Here is an 18,347-nt window from a genome sequence, read left to right as displayed (position 1 = left end):
CTACATCCGGAAGACGCCGAAGCCACCCTCGGCGCCCTTCACTGGTCCATTGTGGATCGCGGACAGGCTCAGGCCGAGCACGGTGCGGGTGTCGCGCGGGTCGATGATGCCGTCGTCGTAGAGCATGCCGGAGAGGAACATCGGCATCGACTCGGCCTCGATCTGGGCCTCGACCATCGCGCGCATGGCCGCGTCGTTCTCCTCGCTGTAGTCCTGCCCCCGGTTCGCGGCCGCCGCCCGCGCGACGATCGACAGCACGCCGGCCAGCTGCGCCGGGCCCATCACCGCCGATTTCGCGCTGGGCCAGGCGAACAGGAACCGTGGGTCGTACGCGCGCCCGCACATGCCGTAGTGCCCGGCGCCGTAGGACGCTCCCATGAGGACGGACAGGTGCGGCACCTTGGAGTTGGACACCGCGTTGATCATCATCGCGCCGTGCTTGATGATCCCGCTCTGCTCGTACTCCTTGCCGACCATGTAGCCGGTGGTGTTGTGCAGGAAGACCAGCGGGGTGTCGATCTGGTTGGCCAGCTGGATGAACTGCGCGGCCTTCTGCGACTCCTCGCCGAACAGCACGCCTTGCGCGTTCGCGAGCACGCCGACCGGGTAGCCGTGGATGCGGGCCCAGCCGGTGACCAGGCTGGGGCCGTACAACGGTTTGAACTCGTCGAAGTCGGAGCCGTCGACCACGCGGGCGACGACCTCGCGCGGGTCGAAGGGGATCTTCAGGTCGCTCGGCACGATGCCGAGCAGGTCCTCGGCGTCGAACAGCGGCTCGGCGTAATCCGGTTCGGGCAGCGGGCCCTGCTTGCGCCAGTTGAGCCGCTTGATGATACTGCGGCCCAGCCGGATGGCGTCCTGCTCGTCGGCGGCCAGGTAGTCGGCGAGGCCGGAGGTGCGCGCGTGCATCTCCGCGCCGCCGAGCGACTCGTCGTCGGACTCCTCGCCGGTCGCCATCTTGACCAGCGGCGGCCCGCCGAGGAACACCTTCGCGCGCTCCTTGACCATCACCACGTAGTCCGACATGCCGGGCAGGTACGCGCCGCCGGCCGTCGAGTTGCCGAAGACCAGCGCGACGGTGGGCACCTTCGCGGCCGAGGAACGCGTGAGGTCGCGGAAGACCCGGCCGCCGGGGATGAAGATCTCCTTCTGCGTCGGCAGGTCCGCGCCGCCGGACTCGACGAGGTTGATCACCGGCAGCCGGTTCTGCGCGGCGATGTCGGCCGCGCGGAAGCTCTTCTTCGTGGTCCACGGGTTGCTCGCGCCGCCCTTGACGGTCGGGTCGCTCGCCGAGATCAGGCACTCGACGCCCTCGACCACCCCGATGCCGGTGATCACGCTGGCGCCCACGCGGTAGTCCGAACCCCACGCGGCGAGCGGCGAGAGCTCCAGGAACGGCGAATCCTCGTCCAGCAGCAGTTCGATGCGCTCGCGGGCGAGCAGCTTGCCCCGTTTGCGGTGGCGCTCCACGTACTTTTCGCCGCCGCCGGCGACGGCCTTCGCGTGCTCGGCGTCGATCTCGGCTAGCTTTTCCAGCATGGACTCCCGGTTGGCGGCGAACTCGCCCGCCCTTGTGTCCACAGTAGACCTCAGTGCGGTCATGCGGTGTATCCCAATCGCTTCGCGGCCAGGCCGGTGAGGATCTCGGTGGTGCCGCCGCCGATGCCGAGGATCCGGACGTCGCGGTAGTGCCGCTCCACTTCGGACTCGCGCATGTAGCCGAGCCCGCCGTGCAGCTGCACCGCCTCGTTCACCACCCATTCGGCGGCCTCGACGGCGGTGTTCTTGGCGAAACAGGCCTCGGCGATCACCTCTTCGCCGGAGACGTGGCGGACGGCGGTCTGCCGCGCGTAAGTGCGCGCGACGTCGGTCTTGCGCGCCATCTCGGTCAGCTTGTGCTGCACCAGTTGCCGCGAGATCAGCGGGCGGCCGAACGTCTCGCGCAGCCGGCACCAGTCCAGGGTCAGGTCCAGCGCGCGCTGGGCGTGCGCGTACGCCTGCACCGCGAGCGAAAGCCGCTCGGTGACGAACTGGGTGGCCACCTGCGCGAAGCCGCTGTTCTCGGCGCCGATCAGGTTCTCGGCCGGCACCCGAACGTCCACGTAGGACAGTTCCGCGGTGTCCGAGGCGGCCCAGCCCATTTTCTCCAGCTTGCGGGAGACGGTGAACCCGGGCGTCCCGCGTTCGACCACGAGCAGCGAGATGCCGTGCGCGCCCTCGCCACCGGTGCGGACCACGGTGGTGACGAAGTCCGCGCGGCAGCCGGAGGTGATGAACGTCTTGGCCCCGTTGACCACGTACTCGTCGCCCTCGCGCACGGCGGTGGTGCGGATGCCCGCGACGTCCGAGCCGCCGTCCGGCTCGGTCACGGCGAGCGAGCCGATCTTGTCCCCGGCCAGCGTCGGGCGCACCCAGCGCTCGATCTGCACCGGGTCGCCTGCCTCGGCGATGTGCGGCACGGCGATGCCGCAGGTGAACAGCGACGCGAAGAGCCCACCCGAGCCGCCCGCGTAGTGCATCTCCTCGGCGACCACCAGAGCGTCCAGGTAATTGCCGTCGCCGCCGCCCACGGCTTCGGGGAACGCCACGCCGAGCAGGCCGAGCTCACCGGCCTTGTGGTGCAGCTCACGCGGCAGCTCGCCCGCGCGTTCCCAATCGTCGAGGTGTGGCAGCACTTCCTTCTCGACGAAGCGGCGGACGGTCGCGCGCAGCTCGGTGCGCTCCGGCGTGCGGAACGGGTCGACGATCACAGCAGCCCCTCCGGCACGTCGATTTCGCGCGACCGCAGCCATTCGCCGAGCGCCTTGGCCTGCGGGTCGAACCGGGCCTGCGAGGCGACGCCCTCGCCGAGGATGTCCTCGACGACGAAGTTCATCGCCCACAGGTTGGGCAGCAGGTGCCGCGTCACGGTGAGGTCGTGCGTTTCGGGCAGCAGCAACCGGAACTCGGCGACGGTGAGCCGGTGCACGAGCCAGCGCCACGCCTGCTCCGAGCGCACCCACACGCCCAGGTTCGCGTTGCCGCCCTTGTCCCCGCTGCGCGCGCCGATCACCCGGCCGAGCGGGACGCGGCGGACCGGCCCGTCCGGCAGCGGCTCGGGCAGCGCGGGTTCGTCCACTTCGGACAGTAGGCTGGTTTCAGCCGCTCGCGGGATGTCGATCCTTTGCCCGTCGGGAAGCACCGCGAGGTGCGGGACCTCCCCGGCGTCTACATAGGACGCGGTGTAGACGCCGTACGGCGAGGCGTCGGAAGGCGGTGCGGTGACGTGGAAACCGGGGTAGCTCGCCAGCGCCAGCTCGATCGCGGCCCCGCTGAACGCACGACCGGCGACCTTCGGGTCGCTGTCCTTCACCGCGACGTGCAGCAGCGCGCTGGCCCGCTCCTCGGTGTCGGCGTCGGCGTGGTCGGTGCGGGCGAGCGTCCACCGGATGTCGGCGGGCGGGTGCGGTTTGAGCGCCGTCTCGAGCTGATCCCTTACCAGCGCGGCTTTTTCCTCGATGTCGAGTCCGGTGAGGACAAACGTCGTCTCGTTGCGGAAGCCGCCGAGCCGGTTGAGGCACACCTTCAACGTCGGCGGCGGGGCCTCGCCGCGGACGCCGCTGATCCGGACGCGGTCCGGGCCCTCTTGTGTCAGGGTCAGGGTGTCGAACCGGCTGGTCACGTCCGGGTTGGCGTAACGGGCGCCGGTGATTTCGTAGAGCAGCTGCGCGGTGACGGTGCCGGTGTTCACCACTCCCCCGGTGCCCGGGTGCTTCGTGATCACGCTGGACCCGTCGGCGTGGATCTCCGCGATCGGGAAGCCGGGCACGCCGATCGGCTGCTCGCGGAAGAACGCGTAGTTGCCACCGGTCGCCTGGGTGCCGCACTCGATCACGTGCCCGGCCACGACGGCGCCCGCCAGCGCGTCGTAGTCGTCGCGCGCCCAGCCGAAGTGCGCGGCGGCCGGGCCGACGATGACCGAGGCGTCGGTGACGCGCCCGGTGACCACCACGTCGGCCCCGGCGTTCAGGCACTCCGCGATGCCCCAGGCGCCGAGGTAAGCGTTGGCCGTCAAGGGATTCTCGAAACCGAGTTCATCAGCCCGCGCGATCAGGTCGTCCCCCTCGACGTGCGCGATCTTCACGTCCAGGTTGAGCTCGCGCAGGGCGGCGGCGAGCCCGGCGGGGTTGAGCCCACCGGCGTTGGCGACGATCTTGACGCCCTTTTCCTTGGCCAGCGCCAGGTTCTCCGCCATCTGCCGGAGGAAGGTCTTGGCGTAACCGCGGTTCGGGTCCTTCATCCGGTCGCGGCCGAGGATGAGCATGGTCAGCTCGGCGAGGTAGTCGCCGGTGAGCACGTCCAGCGGGCCGCCGGTGAGCATCTCGCGGACGGCGGAGAACCGGTCGCCGTAGAACCCGGAGGCGTTGCCGATCCTGAGCGGCCCTGAGCTTTGGACCGCGGTCATGCGAACTGCCCCGGCTCGCGGCCCGCCCCGGGAGGCCCGGCGAACGCCTGCGCGATGCCCAGCCATTCCTCGACGTCGGCGCCGGTGGCCACCAGATCCGTGTCGGCCGGGTGCCGCCGCTGCGTGATCACCAGGCAGAAGCCGAGGGCGCTGCCGGTCAGCCGCTGTTCGGCGCCCTCGGGCCCGAACGCCCAGGTGCCGCCGTCGGGCGAGGTCAGCTCGAGGCGGAACTCCTCGGCCGGCGGGGCGAGCGAGTGGAGTTTGAAGGCGAAATCGCGGGTGCGGGTGCCGAAGCGGGCGATGTGCCACAGCCGCGCGGTCGGCTCGCGGGTGAGCCCGAGTGCGTCGAAGACGTCCTGGCCGTGGGCCCAGGTCTCCATCATCCGCGCGGTCGCCATGGACGCGGCGCTCATCGGCGGGCCGTACCAGGGCAGCTTCTGCCCGTCGGGCACCGCGGCGAGCGCCTCGGCCAGCGCGGCCCGCCCCTCGCGCCACTGCGCGAGCAGCTCCCGCGGCGGCGTTTGCGCCAGCTCCCGCGCCCCGGCGTCGACGTAGTCCTCACCGAAGCTGAGCAGCTGCTCGACCTCGGCCGCCCAGTCCCCCGGCCGGCTCGCCGAGATCAGCGACTTGGCATCGGTCCAGGCCAGATGCGCGATCTGATGCGCGACGCTCCAGCCCGGCGCGGGCGTCGGCCGCGCCCAGTCCGAGGCCGGCAAGCCCGCCACCACGTCGTCGATCGCCTGCGATTCGGCCGCCAGATCCCCGAGGATCACGCCGAGATCAGCCATGCCACGCCTCCTTGCGTCCCGCCGCCAGCCTGGCACCCCGGCCGGGAAAAAAGCAAGCACGCCTGATTGTTTTTCTCCCGGCGTTCACCCGAGGCGGTCCCCGAAGTGGCGCGCCAGCTTGTCCAGCGACGCCTGAAGCTGATCTTCGTTCACCACCGGCAGGTGAGCGAGCATGTCGGCGTGTGTGAACGCCGACCAGTCGTGGGTCTGGGTGACCGCGGTGCGGTGTTCACCGGCGGGCAGGAGAGTCCAGGTGTAGGTGTGCCCCGCGGGCGGGCGGCCGGGCTCGGCGGGCGCCCAGCCGAGGACGCGGCCGGGCTCGAACGCGATGACGTGGTTCTCGACCTGATGGTCGCCCTTGATCGGGTTGCGCATGTTCATCACGAACACCTGGCCGGCCGCCGTGATCGGCCGGGGTTCGGCGGCGCCCCGGATCATGCCGCTGGTGTCGAGATCCCGATGGTTGGCCGGGTCGGCGAGATAGGCGAACACCGCCACGGCCGGGGCATCCACGATGCGGGTCACGGTGATCATTCGAGACGCACTGCCCATGCCCGGATTGTGTCAGGTTCCGCCGTGGAGAGCGGCCCTTCAGCCATGGGCAGTGTCGATCACGCAGAACCGGTTCCCCTCGGTGTCGGCGAGCACCACGAAGTCCGGCGACTCCGGGTAGCGCGGCCAGTCCACCCGCCGGGCGCCGAGCGACACCAGGCGCTCCACCTCCGCGGCCTGGTCCTCCGCGCTGCCGGCGTACAGATCGACGTGCACGCGCGGCAGCTCCTGCACCGGAGAACCGCTCAGCTGCAACGACAGCCCAGGACCAGCACCTCCAGGCGGAACCAGCACAACGAACTCCTCCCCCGGCTCACCATCCCGCGGGACGTAACCCAGCGCCCGCCGCCAGAAAGCCAGCGCCCGACGCATGTCGTCGACGCCCAATACCACCGTGCCGAATCGGAGCATGGGCCCACCATGACAGCCCAGGGGTTATTGACGCATTGTCAGCAACCCTCCGCATGGCCTACCGTCGACCCCATGACGCCCTATGCCGAGATCACCTACGAGGTCACCGGCCGGATCGCGACGGTCACGGTGAACCGGCCGCAGGCGCGGGGCGGCTACACCGTGCGGATGGCCGACGAGCTGAACCACGCCATGGACACCGCCGACCGCGACGAGGACGTGCGCGTGGTCGTGCTCACCGGCAGTGGCAAGGACTTCTCCGTCGGCGCCGATCTGTCCGCCGGCGGCTTCGACTTCGGCGGAGAACCGCCCGAGGACTGGCAGGAGCCCGCGGGACGGTGCTCGAAGCGGATCTTCACGATGAACAAGCCGGTGATCGCCGCGTTGCGGGGCGCGTCGGTCGGCGGCGGGCTGACGATCACGCTGTCCTGCGACTACCGGCTGGCGTCCGAGGACTCGAAGTTCGGCTTCGTGTTCACGCGCCGCGGCATGTACCCCGAGGGCGCGTCGGCCTGGTTCCTGCCCCGGCTCGTCGGGATGGGCACGGCCATGGACTGGATGATCAGCGGCCGCGTGTTCGGGCCGGAAGAGGCGCTGCGCGCGGGGCTCGTGCACAGCGTCCACGCGCCGGAAGCCGTGCTGGACAAGGCTTACGAGCTGGCGCGCGACCTCGCCGCGAACACTGCGCCGGTCTCGGTCGCCGTCACCCGGCAGCTGCTCTACCGGATGGCGAGCGCGCCGTCGCCGTTCGAGGTGCACGAGCTGGACTCGAAGCTGACCGCCGGACTGCCCACCACACCCGACACCGCCGAGGGCGTGCTGTCGTTCCTCCAGAAGCGCCCGCCGGAGTTCACCATGCGCGTCGACACGGACCTGCCGCCCTACCTGCCGTGGCTCGGCCGATGACCGCGTACCCGCCGGAGCCGTGGCGGCTCGCGGGCGAGGCGTGCCTCTCGATGTGGCGGCTGCCCGTCGCGGAACTGCCCGCCCTGCCCGAGGGCGCCGAGCCCGTGGTCGTGGCCGGCCGCGCAGCGGTGTTCGCCGCCTGGGTCGGCTACCGGCCGCCCGGGCAGCTGAGCTATCACGAGCTGCTGACCGCGGTCGCCGTGCGCGGGCGCCGGCTCACCGCGTCGATCACCGGGATCTGGGTCGACAGCGAGGTCTCGCTCGCCGGCGGCCGGGCGTTGTGGGGCATCCCGAAGGACCTCGCCACGTTCGATTTCCACCGCGGCCGCACGTTCACCGCGGCCACGGCCGACGACTGGATCGCCACCGCCGCCTTCTCGCGCCGAGTCGGCCTGCCCGTCGCCACGCCCGCCGCGTTCGAGATCGCGCAGACGCTCGACGGGCGGCCGAAGCGCAGCCCCGTCAAGGCGCGGTTCAAGGCCGCCGCGGCGGCGGCCGACTGGTCCGTGAACCCCCGCGGGCCGCTCGGCTTCCTGGCCGGCCGTCGCCCGATCGTGAGCGCCGCGCTGAGCGGTTTCGACCTCCGTTTCGGTGGGTGAGACAGCCCTGAGCAGCCGCTCTCAGTGATCAGCTAACCCGCGAGGGTGAGCCGACGACACGCCACCCCTTGGGGCGCGTGCGAGCCGACACCCCTAGATGTAGTCTCTGGGAACCGGCAGCCCCCAGCGACGGGGAGACCGCTCAGGAAGGGCAGCCGGGCCGATTTGTGAAACCGCAGCGCACGGCCTCACGTGGCCGTGTGGCGGTGAAACGCGCCCATTTTCGACTGTTGGAGACACGCATGTCAGTGGATACCGGTCAGCGGCCGGCCTCGCCGGCGGACACCACCCCGAGCGCGGTCCGCGTCATCCGGCGGGACGGCACCGTCTCGCCGTTCGACGCCGGCAAGATCACGGTGGCGCTGACCAAGGCGTTCCTCGCGGTCGAGGGCGGCGACGCGGCCGCTTCCTCGCGCGTGCACCACGTGGTCGCCGAGCTGACCGAGCAGGTCGAGGCCTCCCTGCTGCGCCACGCCGGGCCGGAGACCGCCCTGCACATCGAGCAGATCCAGGACCTCGTCGAGCTGGCCCTGATGCGCGGCGGGCACCACAAGGTCGCCCGCGCGTACGTGCTCTACCGCGAGGAGCGCACGAAGGCCCGCGAAGCCGCCACCCCGGTGCCGGCCGAGGTCGCGCTCAGCGTCAAGGGCGTCGACGGGGTGCTGCGCCCGCTCGACTGGGCCCGCGTGTCCCACGTCGTGGGCGAGGCCGTGGCCGGGCTCGAGGACGTGTCCGCCGAGCCGGTGCTGACCGAGGCCAAGCGCAACCTCTACGACGGCATCAGCGCCGACGAGCTGGCGCTGGCCCAGATCATGGCCGCCCGGGTGCTGGTCGAGCAGGAGCCGAACTACTCCTACGTCAGCGCCCGGCTGCTGCTGGACAAGCTGCGCGGCGAGGCGCTGAGCTACCTGGCCGGCGCGCCGCGCCTGGCCAGCCAGGACGAGATGGCCGCCGAGTACCCCGCCTACTTCCGCGCCTACCTGCGCCGCGCGGTCGAGCTGGAACTAGTCGACGGCGAGCTGCTGCGCTTCGACCTCGACAAGATCACCGCCGCGATCCGGCCCGAGCGCGACCTCGACTTCGGCTTCCTCGGCCTGCAGACGCTGTACGACCGGTACTTCCAGCACCACAACGGCACCCGGTTCGAGCTGCCGCAGGCGTTTTTCCTGCGCGTCGCCATGGGCCTGGCGATCCGCGAGGACGACCGCGAAGCCCGCGCCATCGAATTCTACGAGCTGCTCTCGAGCTTCCACTTCATGGCGTCCACCCCGACGCTGTTCAACTCGGGCACCACGCGCGCGCAGCTTTCGTCCTGCTTCCTGACCACTGTGGACGACGACCTGGACTCGATCTTCCAGGCGTACAAGAACAACGCGCTGCTGGCCAAGTACTCCGGCGGCCTCGGCAACGACTGGACCCCGGTCCGCGGGCTCGGCGCGCACATCAAGGGCACCAACGGCCAGTCCCAGGGCGTGGTGCCGTTCCTGAAGATCGCCAACGACACCGCCGTCGCGGTGAACCAGGGCGGCAAGCGCAAGGGCGCGGCCTGCGCGTACCTCGAGACCTGGCACGTGGACATCGAGGAATTCCTCGACCTGCGCAAGAACACCGGTGACGACCGCCGCCGCACGCACGACATGAACACGGCCAACTGGGTGCCGGACGAGTTCCTGCGCCGCGTCGAGGCCGACGCGCAGTGGACCCTGTTCTCCCCCAACGAGACGCCGGACCTGCACGACCTCTACGGCAACGCGTTCGCCGAGCGCTACCGCGAGTACGAGGCCGCCGCCGAGCGCGGTGAGATCAAGGTGTTCCGCAAGCTCCGCGCGGTCGAGCTGTGGCGCCGCATGCTGACCATGCTGTTCGAGACCGGCCACCCGTGGATCACCTTCAAGGACCCGTGCAACCTGCGCTCGCCGCAGCAGCACGTCGGCGTGGTGCACTCGTCCAACCTGTGCACCGAGATCACACTGAACACCAACGTCGAAGAGGTCGCGGTCTGCAACCTCGGCTCGGTGAACCTGCTCAAGCACGTCACCCCCGAAGGCCTCGACACCGAGCGCCTCGAGAAGACCGTGCGCACGGCCGTCCGCATGCTGGACAACGTGATCGACATCAACTTCTACACGATCCCGGAGGCGCGCCGCTCCAACCTGCGCCACCGCCCGATCGGCCTGGGCATCATGGGCTTCCAGGACGCGCTGTTCGAGATCGGCGTGCCGTTCGCCTCGGCCGACGCGGTGAAGTTCGCCGACGTCAGCATGGAGCACGTTTCCCACTACGCGATCTCCGCCTCGACCGACCTGGCCGAGGAGCGGGGCCAGTACCAGTCGTTCGAGGGCTCGCTGTGGAGCCGCGGCATCCTGCCGATCGACTCGATGCAGCTGCTGATCGACGCGCGCCAGGGCGACGGCCTCGACGTCGACACCTCCACGACGCTGGACTGGGCGCCGCTGCGCGAGCGGGTCAAGACCGTCGGCATGCGCAACTCCAACGTGATGGCGATCGCGCCGACCGCGACGATCTCCAACATCTCCGGCGTCGGCCAGTCGATCGAGCCGCTGTTCCAGAACCTGTTCGTCAAGTCGAACATGTCCGGCGACTTCACCGTGGTCAACCCGCACCTGGTCAAGAGCCTCAAGGCCCGCGGCCTGTGGGACGAGGTGATGGTCAGCGACCTGAAGTACTTCGACGGCAGCCTCGGCCAGATCGACCGCGTGCCGGACGACCTGAAGGCGCTCTACGCCACCGCGTTCGAGATCGAGTCGAAGTGGATCGTGGACGCCGGCTCGGTCCGGCAGAAGTGGATCGACCAGGCGCAGTCGCTGAACCTCTACATCGCGGCGCCCAGCGGCCGCAAGCTCGACGAGCTGTACCGCTACGCCTGGCACAAGGGCCTCAAGACCACGTACTACCTGCGGGCGCAGTCCGCGACGCACGTGGAGAAGAGCACCCTGCGCGGCACCGACGGCAAGCTGAACGCGGTCTCCGCCGCCCCGGCCGCCCCGGCGCCTTCGCCGTCGGTCGCGGTCTCGCCGTCGCCGTCCGCGGTCACGGAAGCCGCGGTCCCGGCCGTGCCCGCCACGCCGCCCGCCGCCAAGCCGGAGCCGAAGGAGCTGCCGAAGGTCGACGACGTCGACTTCGTCGCCACCGAAGGCGCCGCCTGCCGCATCGACGACCCCGACTGCGAAGCCTGCCAGTAAGGAACCCGAGAACATGACCAACGTGGAGAGCACCGGCGTCACCGGCCTCGGTGAGATCGAGGTCGGCGCCGCCCGGATCAACGTCGACGACAAGCGGATGATCAACGCCCGCGCCGACGTCAACCAGCTGCTGCCGATGAAGTACCGCTGGGCGTGGGAGAAGTACCTCGCCGGCTGCAACAACCACTGGATGCCGACCGAGGTCGCCATGCAGGCCGACATCGCGCTGTGGAAGTCGCCCGACGGCCTCACCGAGGACGAGCGGCAGATGCTCAAGCGCAACCTCGGCTTCTTCGCCACGGCGGAGTCGCTGGTGGCCAACAACATCGTGCTCGCGGTCTACCGGCAGATCACCAACCCGGAGTGCCGCCAGTACCTGCTGCGCCAGGCGTTCGAGGAGGCCGTGCACACGCACACCTTCCAGTACATCTGCGAGAGCCTCGGCCTGGTCGAGGGCGAGCTGTTCAACATGTACCGCGAGGTCCCGTCCATTTCGGACAAGGACGCGTGGGCGCTGAAGTACACGCAGCACCTGGAGGACCCGGACTTCGAGACCGGCACGCCGGAGGCCGACACGGCGTTCCTGCGCGACCTGGTGGCGTTCTACGTGATCTTCGAGGGCATGTGGTTCTACACCGGCTTCGCGCAGATCCTCTCGCTCGGCCGGCGGAACAAGATGGTCGGCATCGCCGAGCAGTACCAGTACATCCTGCGCGACGAGTCGATCCACCTGAACTTCGGCATCGACTGCATCAACCAGATCAAGATCGAGAACCCGCACCTGTGGACCGAAGAGTTCCAGGCCGAGGTGCGCGGGATGCTGAAGGAGGCGTGTGAGCTGGAGGTCTCCTACGCCCGCGACACCATGCCGCGCGGCATGCTCGGCCTTTCGGCGCAGTTGTGCGAGCAGTACATGCACTTCATCACCGACCGGCGCGCGCAGCAGATCGGCCTCCAGCCCATCTTCGGCGAGACGGAGAACCCGTTCCCGTGGATGTCCGAGGCGATGGACCTGAAGAAGGAGAAGAACTTCTTCGAGACCCGCGTGATCGAGTACCAGTCGGGCGGGGCCCTGGACTGGGACTGATCCCGCCATCCGGGAACCGGGCGGGAGTTGTGCCACGCCCGCTAGGCTCGGCCACGCCACTGGTTCGCCCAGGGCGTGGCCGGGCTTTTTTCACGGCCGCACCCCGGGCGAGGCAACAGGGAACCCGGTGTGAATCCGGGACTGCCCCCGCAGCGGTGAGTGGGAACGAAAGCCGTCACCACGAGAAGTGGTAGAGCACTGGACGCGAGTCCGGGAAGCGACGGCGAGTAGGCGCGAGCACGGCGCCCACCAGTCCGAAGACCTGCCGGTGGCACGCGCGCCGACGGCGTGCGTGAGTCCGGGCCTCGTGGGAGCAGGCACGACCGAAGAACGCGGCCCCTTCGCGCGTCCGGACTCGTTCGGCGAGCTCGCGAGGAGAGAGCTGTGAACACCATCGGCACCACCATTCTGGGCAGCCCGCGCATCGGGCCCGACCGGGAGCTCAAGCGCGCCATGGAGCGGTACTGGGCGGGCCGGATCGACGCGGCGGAGCTGCTGGCCGCCGGCCGCTCGCTGCGCACCCGCGCTTGGACCGGGCAGCGTGACGCCGGGCTGGACTCCATCCCGTCCGGCACCTTCTCCCATTACGACCACGTGCTCGACACCGCAGAGCTGTTCGGCGCGCTGCCCGAGCGCTTCACGAGTCTGGGGCTGTCACCGCTGGACACCTACTTCGCGGCGGCGCGCGGCGTGCAGGACGCGCCCGCGCTCGAGATGACGAAGTGGTTCGACACCAACTATCACTACCTGGTCCCGGAACTGGGCCCGGACACGAAGTTCACGCTCACCGGCAGCAAGCCGCTCGACGAGTACCGCGAGGCCCGCGCACTCGGCATCGAAACGCGGCCGGTGCTCGTCGGCCCGGTCACGTTCCTGTTGCTGGCCAAGTCGACCGCGCCGGGCTTCGCGCCGCTGGAGCTGCTCGACGAACTGCTGCCCGCGTACGCCGAGCTGTTGCGCCGGCTGCGGGACGAAGGCGTGGAGTGGGTCCAGCTCGACGAGCCGGCCTTCGCCGGCGACCGCACCAACGCCGAGCTGAACGCGCTGACCCGCGCGTACCACGTGCTGGCCAAGGCACAGGACCGGCCGAAGATCCTCGTCGCCGGGTACTTCGGCGGGCTCGGGCGCGGGCTCGGTGTGCTGGCCCGCTCCCCCATCGAGGCGGTGGCCGTCGACCTGGTCACCGACCAGTCCTTTGTGGACGCCGTCGCGGCCGAAGGCGCGTTGCGGGACAAGGAGGTGCTCGCCGGTGTGGTCGACGGCCGCAACGTCTGGCGCACCGACCCGGACCGCGCGCTGGAGAAGGCCCGCAAGCTGCTCGGCACCGCCGCGGCCGTGAGCGTCTCGACGTCCTGTTCGCTGCTGCACGTGCCCTACGACGTCGAACGCGAGACGAGCCTCGACGCCCGGGTGAAGGGCTGGCTGGCGTTCGCACGCCAGAAGGTCGACGAGGTGGTGCTGCTCGGCCGCGCGCTGCGTGAAGAGGACGCGGACCTCGCCGCGGCCCGAGGCGCCGTCGCGGACCGCGCCACGGCCACCGAGGTGACCGATCCGCGCGTACGGGAACGCCTCGCCGCCCTGCGTCCCGAAGACGCCGCCCGCCCGCCGTACGAGCAGCGCGCGGCGGCACAGCAGGCCGAGCTGGGCCTGCCGCCGTTGCCGACCACCACGATCGGCTCCTTCCCGCAGACCACCGACGTCCGCAAGGCCCGCGCGGCGCTGCGCTCGGGCGAGCTGGACGAGGCCGGTTACGTCGCGACGATGCACACCGAGATCGAGCGCGTGGTGCGGCTGCAGGAAGAGCTGGGCCTCGACGTGCTGGTGCACGGCGAGCCCGAGCGCAACGACATGGTGCAGTACTTCGCCGAGCAGCTCGACGGTTTCGCCGCCACCGAGTCCGGCTGGGTGCAGTCCTACGGCTCCCGCTGCGTCCGCCCGCCGATCCTGTTCGGCGACGTCTCGCGGCCGGCGCCGATGACCGTCCCGTGGGCGCGGTATGCCCAGCAGCTCAGCGAAAAGCCGGTCAAGGGCATGCTGACCGGCCCGGTGACGATCCTGGCGTGGTCGTTCGTCCGCGACGACCAGCCGCCGGCCGAAACCGCGTTGCAGGTCGCGCTGGCGATCCGCGACGAGGTGGCCGATCTGGAGGCCGCGGGCGTGCGGGTGGTCCAGGTCGACGAGCCCGCGCTGCGGGAGCTGCTGCCGCTGCGCGCGGCCGGGCACGAGGCGTACTTCGCGTGGGCCGTCCGCGCGTTCCGCGTCGCGACTTCCGGGGCGGCCGACACCACTCAGGTCCACACGCACATGTGCTACTCGGAATTCGGCGAGGTGCTGCCGGCCATCGACGCGCTCGACGCCGACGTCACCAGCATCGAGGCGGCGCGGTCGAAGATGGAGGTGCTGGACGACCTCTCCGGCGCCGGCTTCGCCCGCGGGGTCGGCCCTGGCGTCTACGACATCCACTCGCCGCGCGTGCCCGGCGTCGAGGAGATGGCGGACCTGCTGCGCACGGCCGTCGCCGCCGTGCCGGCCGGCCGCCTGTGGGTGAACCCGGACTGCGGCCTCAAGACCCGTGGCTACGCCGAGGTGAGCCCCGCGCTCGAGAACCTCGTGGCCGCCGCCCGCCAGGTCCGCGCCGAGCAGGCCTGACCAAGCAGGCGAGACCACCCGAAAAGAGGCGCGCGGAGGTATTGCCACTGCGTCAATAAGGGTGCACGCTGGAACTCGTCCCAGAGTCAGGCGGGAGATGATCCTCCATGACGAGCGCAGTCGGCAGAGTCGCCGAGGCCCTGCGTGAACGGGTGCCGCCGCTGACGGCGATCCCGTTGCCCCGCAAGGTCGACGAGCGCTGGCTCGGCGCTTCGTGGCCGGTGCGCGAGCTGGCGGCGCCGCCCGCGGGCAGCGGCCTGAAACCGGTGCTGGGCGACGACGGCCCGCCGGTGGTCGGGCACGCGCTGGAGATGATGCGCTTCGGCCTCGACTTCAGCCTGCGCCGTTACGAGCAGTACGGCCCGGTGTCGTGGCTGGGCGGCTTCGGCCGCCGGATCGTGTCGCTGTCCGGGCCCGAGGCGACGCAGATCGCCTTGGTGAACAAGGACAAGGCCTTCTCGCAGGAGGGCTGGAAGTTCTTCATCGAGAACTTCTTCGAGCGCGGCCTGATGCTGCTCGACTTCGGCGAGCACCACCTGCACCGGCGCATCATGCAGCAGGCGTTCACCCGCGAGCGCCTCACCGGCTACGTCGGGCAGATGGGCCCGGCGCTGCGCGAGGGCGTCCGGTCGTGGCCGGCCGGCACCAGCCCGCGGCTGTACCCGGCGCTCAAGCAGCTGACCCTCGACGTCGCCACCCGCGTGTTCATGGACATGGACGCCGACGCGGACGCGGCGAAGATCAACCGCGCGTTCGTCAGCTCGGTGCGGGCCGGCACCGCGATCGTCCGCGCGCCGGTGCCGGGCGGGCGCTGGGCCGCCGGGCTGCGCGGCCGGCGGGTGCTGGAGCGCTACTTCGGCGAGAACCTGCCCGCGAAACGGCGCGCCGACGGCGACGACCTGTTCGCCGCGCTCTGCCACGCCACCACCGAGGACGGCGACCGGTTCAGCGACGTCGACATCGTGAACCACATGATCTTCCTGATGATGGCCGCGCACGACACCACGACCATCACCAGCAGCGCCATGGCCTACTACCTGGCCAAGCACCCGGAGTGGCAGGAGCGCGCCCGGGCGGAGTCGCTGGCGCTCGGCGACGACGTGCCCGACATCGCGGCGCTGGACGGGCTCGAGACGCTCGACCTCGTCATGAAGGAGGCGCTGCGGCTGGTGGCGCCGGTGCCCTCGATGGCCCGCAAGACCACAAAGGACACCGAGGTGCTCGGCCACTACCTCCCGGCGGGCACGCTGGTCGGGGTTTCCCCGACGTTGAACCACTTCAGCCCCGAGCACTGGACCGACCCGCACGCCTTCGACCCCGAGCGGTTCGCGGAGCCGCGCCGCGAGGACAAGTCGCACCGCTTCGCCTGGATGCCCTTCGGCGGCGGCGCGCACAAGTGCATCGGCCTCCAGTTCGGCGGGCTGGAGGTGAAGGCGCTGATGCACGAGATGCTGCGGGTCTACCGGTGGTCGGTGCCCGAGGCTTATACCGCGCGCTGGGACTACGTCTCGCTGCCGGTGCCCGCCGACGGGCTGCCGATGCGCCTCGAATATCGTTGACGGCTTCCGCTCGACGCCAAGGGGCGCTGAGGGGCGCGGGCCGGGGGTCCGTCGGCATCGGGAGACACGTTCGCGCACTCAAGGTGACATGCCGTCACCTTTTGTGCAGTCTCCATCACTCGTTCAGCCGGTAGACACCCCGGATCGCGCGTGATGCCGTGGCATCACTCACGAGCAACTCATACCTAGTGTGGGTCCATGATTCCTCGCACCACGTCTGAGCTGGCTTTAGTCCGCGCATGAAGGGGTTGAGTGTGCCTGAGCCTGGTGACCAACCAGGGGTGTCCGATGTCGCGCGCCGGTACGCGGCGATGCTGGGTGACACCAAAGGAGTAACGCTCGCCCCGGAGGACCGGGAGCGCCTCCTGCTCGAGTTCGCCCGTGACGTCATCCGGACCGCGAACCCGGTGCAGGAAGGCGCCCTGCTGCGCTTCACCACCCTGTTCACCGTCGCGCCGATCGCGATTGCGCTCGCCGACGCCGCCGGTGACATCGTCGAGGCCAACCCCGCGCTGGGGAAGCTGGTGGGGTCGCCGCCGGAGCGGCTGCGCGGGCGGCACCTGTCCGACCTGGCGGCCACCACCCACGACGCCGACCGGATCCGGGGCGGGCTGGAACGGCTGAGCGCGCACGGCACCGACCGGATCACCGAGCGCGGCGTGCACCTGGCGCACAGCCAGGACGGCCGGCTCACCACGAACGTCACCCTCGCCTGGCTGCCCGGCGACGGGCCCGAGGCGCGCTTCCCGGTGCTGATGGCCGCCGACACCGACGACCTGCACCTGCTGGGCGAGCGGCTGCTGCACCAGAACCTGCACGACCCGCTCACCGGGCTGCCGAACGGGCAGGCGTTCACCACGCGGCTGGAGGCGGCGCTCGGCACGCCCAACCGCGGTCAGCTCGGGCTGATCTACCTCGACATCGACGGCTTCAAGGTGATCAACGACGGCCTCGGCGCCGGAGTCGGCGACGAGGTGCTGAAGGAGGTCGCGAGCAAGCTGTCGCGGACCTTCACCGGCCGGCACGACGGATACGTCGCGCGGCTCTCCGGTGACGGCTTCGGGGTGCTGCTGCGCGGCGAAGACCTGACCCAGGCGCAGGCGGTCACCCTGGTCGACCAGGCGCTGGAAGACCTCAACGAGCCGATTTACCTTGGCGGGCACGGGATCGGGGTCAGCGCGAGCGCCGGGGTCGTCGTGCGTTCGGTCACCGAGGGCAGCAGCCACGTCGAGCTGCTGCGCGCGGCCGAGCTGGCGCTGCACCGGGCCAAAGAGGCGGGCAAGGCGCAGTGGATGCTGTACGACCCGCAGCTCGACGCCCGGGATCGCGGCCGCTACCAGCTGGGCGCGGTGATCGCCGGCGCGCTGGAGAACGGCGAGTTCTCGCTGGTCTACCAGCCGACCGTGATGCTCCGGAACCCGGACAGGATCGCCGCGGTGAACGCCGGGCTGCGCTGGAACCACCCGGACCGGGGTGAGCTGGACTCCGACGAGTTCTACCCGCTGGCGCAGATCACCGGCATGACGATCCCGCTGGGCAAGTGGCTGCTCGCCGAGTCGCTGGCCGCGACCGCGCGCTGGCGGCAGCGGTTCGGCGACGCGGCGCCGGACGTCTGCATCCGGCTGCCGAAGCGGCTCGCCGCCGACCCGGACCTGGTGCTGCTGGTCAAGGAGCAGCTCGACCGGCACGAGCTGCCCGCGCGGGCGCTGCGGCTGTGCGCCGACCGCCAGTCGATGTTCGACGACGGCGGCGAGGTGCTCGACTCGTTCACCGTCCTCGCCGACCTCGGCGCCCAGCTGGTGCTGACCATCTCGGGCTCCGACGACCTGGAGCTGATCGCGCGCCACGAGCTGCCGGTGCGGCACGTGATCCTCGCCGGCGCGGTGGTCGACGTGCTCGCCGACGACCCGTCCGAGACCGACACGCGGCACCTGGCCCAGCTCGTCGCGCGGGCGAAGGAGCTGAACCTGCGGATCGGCGCCGAGGGCGTGCGCACGGAAGAACACGCGCGGCGGCTGCGTGAACTGGGTGTGCTGGGCGCACGCGGTTCGTTCGTGGCCGATTCCGCCACCGGTGACGAAGTGGACGAGATGATCGGCCGGCACGCGGGCTGAACCATCCGGGCGGGCCGCGGCTCCGAACCTCCTGA

At 70.5% G+C, this 18,347-nt stretch carries 13 protein-coding genes and 1 riboswitch; of the genes, 7 read left to right on the top strand and 6 right to left on the bottom strand.

Going from position 1 to position 18,347, the window contains the following annotated elements; genetic code table 11:
- The 6 genes from BMY97_RS21930 to BMY97_RS21905 all read right to left on the bottom strand — a co-directional run bounded on the left by BMY97_RS21930 (position 1) and on the right by BMY97_RS21905 (position 6,195).
- Positions 1-1,602 (bottom strand): acyl-CoA carboxylase subunit beta, encoded by a 1,602-nt coding sequence (locus BMY97_RS21930; protein ID WP_177231478.1) that lies wholly within the window; start codon positions 1,600-1,602, stop codon positions 1-3.
- A complete protein-coding gene (locus BMY97_RS21925; protein ID WP_091619180.1) occupies positions 1,599-2,747 on the bottom strand; it encodes an acyl-CoA dehydrogenase family protein in 1,149 nt (382 codons plus the stop codon). The genes BMY97_RS21930 and BMY97_RS21925 overlap by 4 nt, the downstream gene beginning before the upstream one ends.
- Positions 2,747-4,444, bottom strand: coding sequence for an acyclic terpene utilization AtuA family protein (locus BMY97_RS21920; protein WP_091618974.1), 1,698 nt, complete (start codon positions 4,442-4,444; stop codon positions 2,747-2,749). Before BMY97_RS21920 ends, BMY97_RS21925 begins: the two co-directional genes overlap by 1 nt.
- Positions 4,441-5,232, bottom strand: coding sequence for a TIGR03084 family metal-binding protein (locus BMY97_RS21915; protein WP_091618972.1), 792 nt, complete (start codon positions 5,230-5,232; stop codon positions 4,441-4,443). The genes BMY97_RS21920 and BMY97_RS21915 overlap by 4 nt, the downstream gene beginning before the upstream one ends.
- Before the next feature lie 84 nt (positions 5,233-5,316).
- Complete coding sequence (locus tag BMY97_RS21910; protein ID WP_177231477.1) at positions 5,317-5,757, bottom strand: SRPBCC family protein; 441 nt, start codon at positions 5,755-5,757, stop codon at positions 5,317-5,319.
- A gap of 66 nt (positions 5,758-5,823) precedes the next feature.
- Complete coding sequence (locus tag BMY97_RS21905) at positions 5,824-6,195, bottom strand: VOC family protein (RefSeq protein ID WP_091618968.1); 372 nt, start codon at positions 6,193-6,195, stop codon at positions 5,824-5,826.
- A 72-nt stretch (positions 6,196-6,267) separates the two neighbouring features.
- Here BMY97_RS21905 and BMY97_RS21900 point away from each other — a divergent pair, with 72 nt between their 5' ends.
- From BMY97_RS21900 to BMY97_RS21870, 7 genes are all read left to right on the top strand, one after another.
- Positions 6,268-7,101, top strand: coding sequence for an enoyl-CoA hydratase-related protein (locus BMY97_RS21900; protein ID WP_091618966.1), 834 nt, complete (start codon positions 6,268-6,270; stop codon positions 7,099-7,101).
- Complete coding sequence (locus BMY97_RS21895) at positions 7,098-7,700, top strand: acetoacetate decarboxylase family protein (RefSeq protein ID WP_091618964.1); 603 nt, start codon at positions 7,098-7,100, stop codon at positions 7,698-7,700. Before BMY97_RS21900 ends, BMY97_RS21895 begins: the two co-directional genes overlap by 4 nt.
- A 242-nt stretch (positions 7,701-7,942) precedes the next feature.
- On the top strand, positions 7,943-10,903 hold the full coding sequence (locus BMY97_RS21890) for a ribonucleoside-diphosphate reductase subunit alpha (RefSeq protein ID WP_091618962.1): 2,961 nt from the start codon (positions 7,943-7,945) through the stop codon (positions 10,901-10,903).
- A 13-nt stretch (positions 10,904-10,916) separates the two neighbouring features.
- Positions 10,917-11,990 (top strand): ribonucleotide-diphosphate reductase subunit beta, encoded by a 1,074-nt coding sequence (locus BMY97_RS21885; RefSeq protein WP_091618960.1) that lies wholly within the window; start codon positions 10,917-10,919, stop codon positions 11,988-11,990.
- Between the two features lie 58 nt (positions 11,991-12,048).
- Positions 12,049-12,260: riboswitch (cobalamin riboswitch) on the top strand.
- Positions 12,261-12,374: 114 nt separating this feature from the next.
- Positions 12,375-14,639 carry a 5-methyltetrahydropteroyltriglutamate--homocysteine S-methyltransferase gene (gene metE / locus BMY97_RS21880; RefSeq protein ID WP_091618958.1) on the top strand — a complete coding sequence of 755 codons (2,265 nt, stop codon included), beginning with the start codon at positions 12,375-12,377 and terminating at the stop codon, positions 14,637-14,639.
- A gap of 107 nt (positions 14,640-14,746) precedes the next feature.
- A complete protein-coding gene (locus tag BMY97_RS21875; RefSeq protein ID WP_091618956.1) occupies positions 14,747-16,198 on the top strand; it encodes a cytochrome P450 in 1,452 nt (483 codons plus the stop codon).
- A 311-nt stretch (positions 16,199-16,509) separates the two neighbouring features.
- Positions 16,510-18,312, top strand: a complete 1,803-nt coding sequence (locus tag BMY97_RS21870; protein ID WP_245787437.1) for a diguanylate cyclase domain-containing protein — start codon at positions 16,510-16,512, stop codon at positions 18,310-18,312.
- Positions 18,313-18,347 lie beyond the last annotated feature (35 nt).

This window comes from Amycolatopsis saalfeldensis, assembly GCF_900110575.1.
Classification (GTDB): Bacteria; Actinomycetota; Actinomycetes; order Mycobacteriales; family Pseudonocardiaceae; genus Amycolatopsis; species Amycolatopsis saalfeldensis.
This window is presented reverse-complemented; position numbering and strand designations above follow the sequence as displayed.

What these genes read in the sequence shown, in the direction of transcription:
- BMY97_RS21930 (WP_177231478.1), bottom strand. Translation starts at nt 1,602, where the DNA reads ATGACCGCACTGAGGTCTACTGTGGACACAAGGGCGGGCGAGTTCGCC.
- BMY97_RS21920 (WP_091618974.1), bottom strand. Translation starts at nt 4,444, where the DNA reads ATGACCGCGGTCCAAAGCTCAGGGCCGCTCAGGATCGGCAACGCCTCC.
- BMY97_RS21915 (WP_091618972.1), bottom strand. Translation starts at nt 5,232, where the DNA reads ATGGCTGATCTCGGCGTGATCCTCGGGGATCTGGCGGCCGAATCGCAG.
- BMY97_RS21905 (WP_091618968.1), bottom strand. Translation starts at nt 6,195, where the DNA reads ATGCTCCGATTCGGCACGGTGGTATTGGGCGTCGACGACATGCGTCGG.
- BMY97_RS21900 (WP_091618966.1), top strand. Translation starts at nt 6,268, where the DNA reads ATGACGCCCTATGCCGAGATCACCTACGAGGTCACCGGCCGGATCGCG.
- BMY97_RS21895 (WP_091618964.1), top strand. Translation starts at nt 7,098, where the DNA reads ATGACCGCGTACCCGCCGGAGCCGTGGCGGCTCGCGGGCGAGGCGTGC.
- BMY97_RS21890 (WP_091618962.1), top strand. Translation starts at nt 7,943, where the DNA reads ATGTCAGTGGATACCGGTCAGCGGCCGGCCTCGCCGGCGGACACCACC.
- BMY97_RS21885 (WP_091618960.1), top strand. Translation starts at nt 10,917, where the DNA reads ATGACCAACGTGGAGAGCACCGGCGTCACCGGCCTCGGTGAGATCGAG.
- BMY97_RS21875 (WP_091618956.1), top strand. Translation starts at nt 14,747, where the DNA reads ATGACGAGCGCAGTCGGCAGAGTCGCCGAGGCCCTGCGTGAACGGGTG.
- BMY97_RS21870 (WP_245787437.1), top strand. Translation starts at nt 16,510, where the DNA reads ATGCTGGGTGACACCAAAGGAGTAACGCTCGCCCCGGAGGACCGGGAG.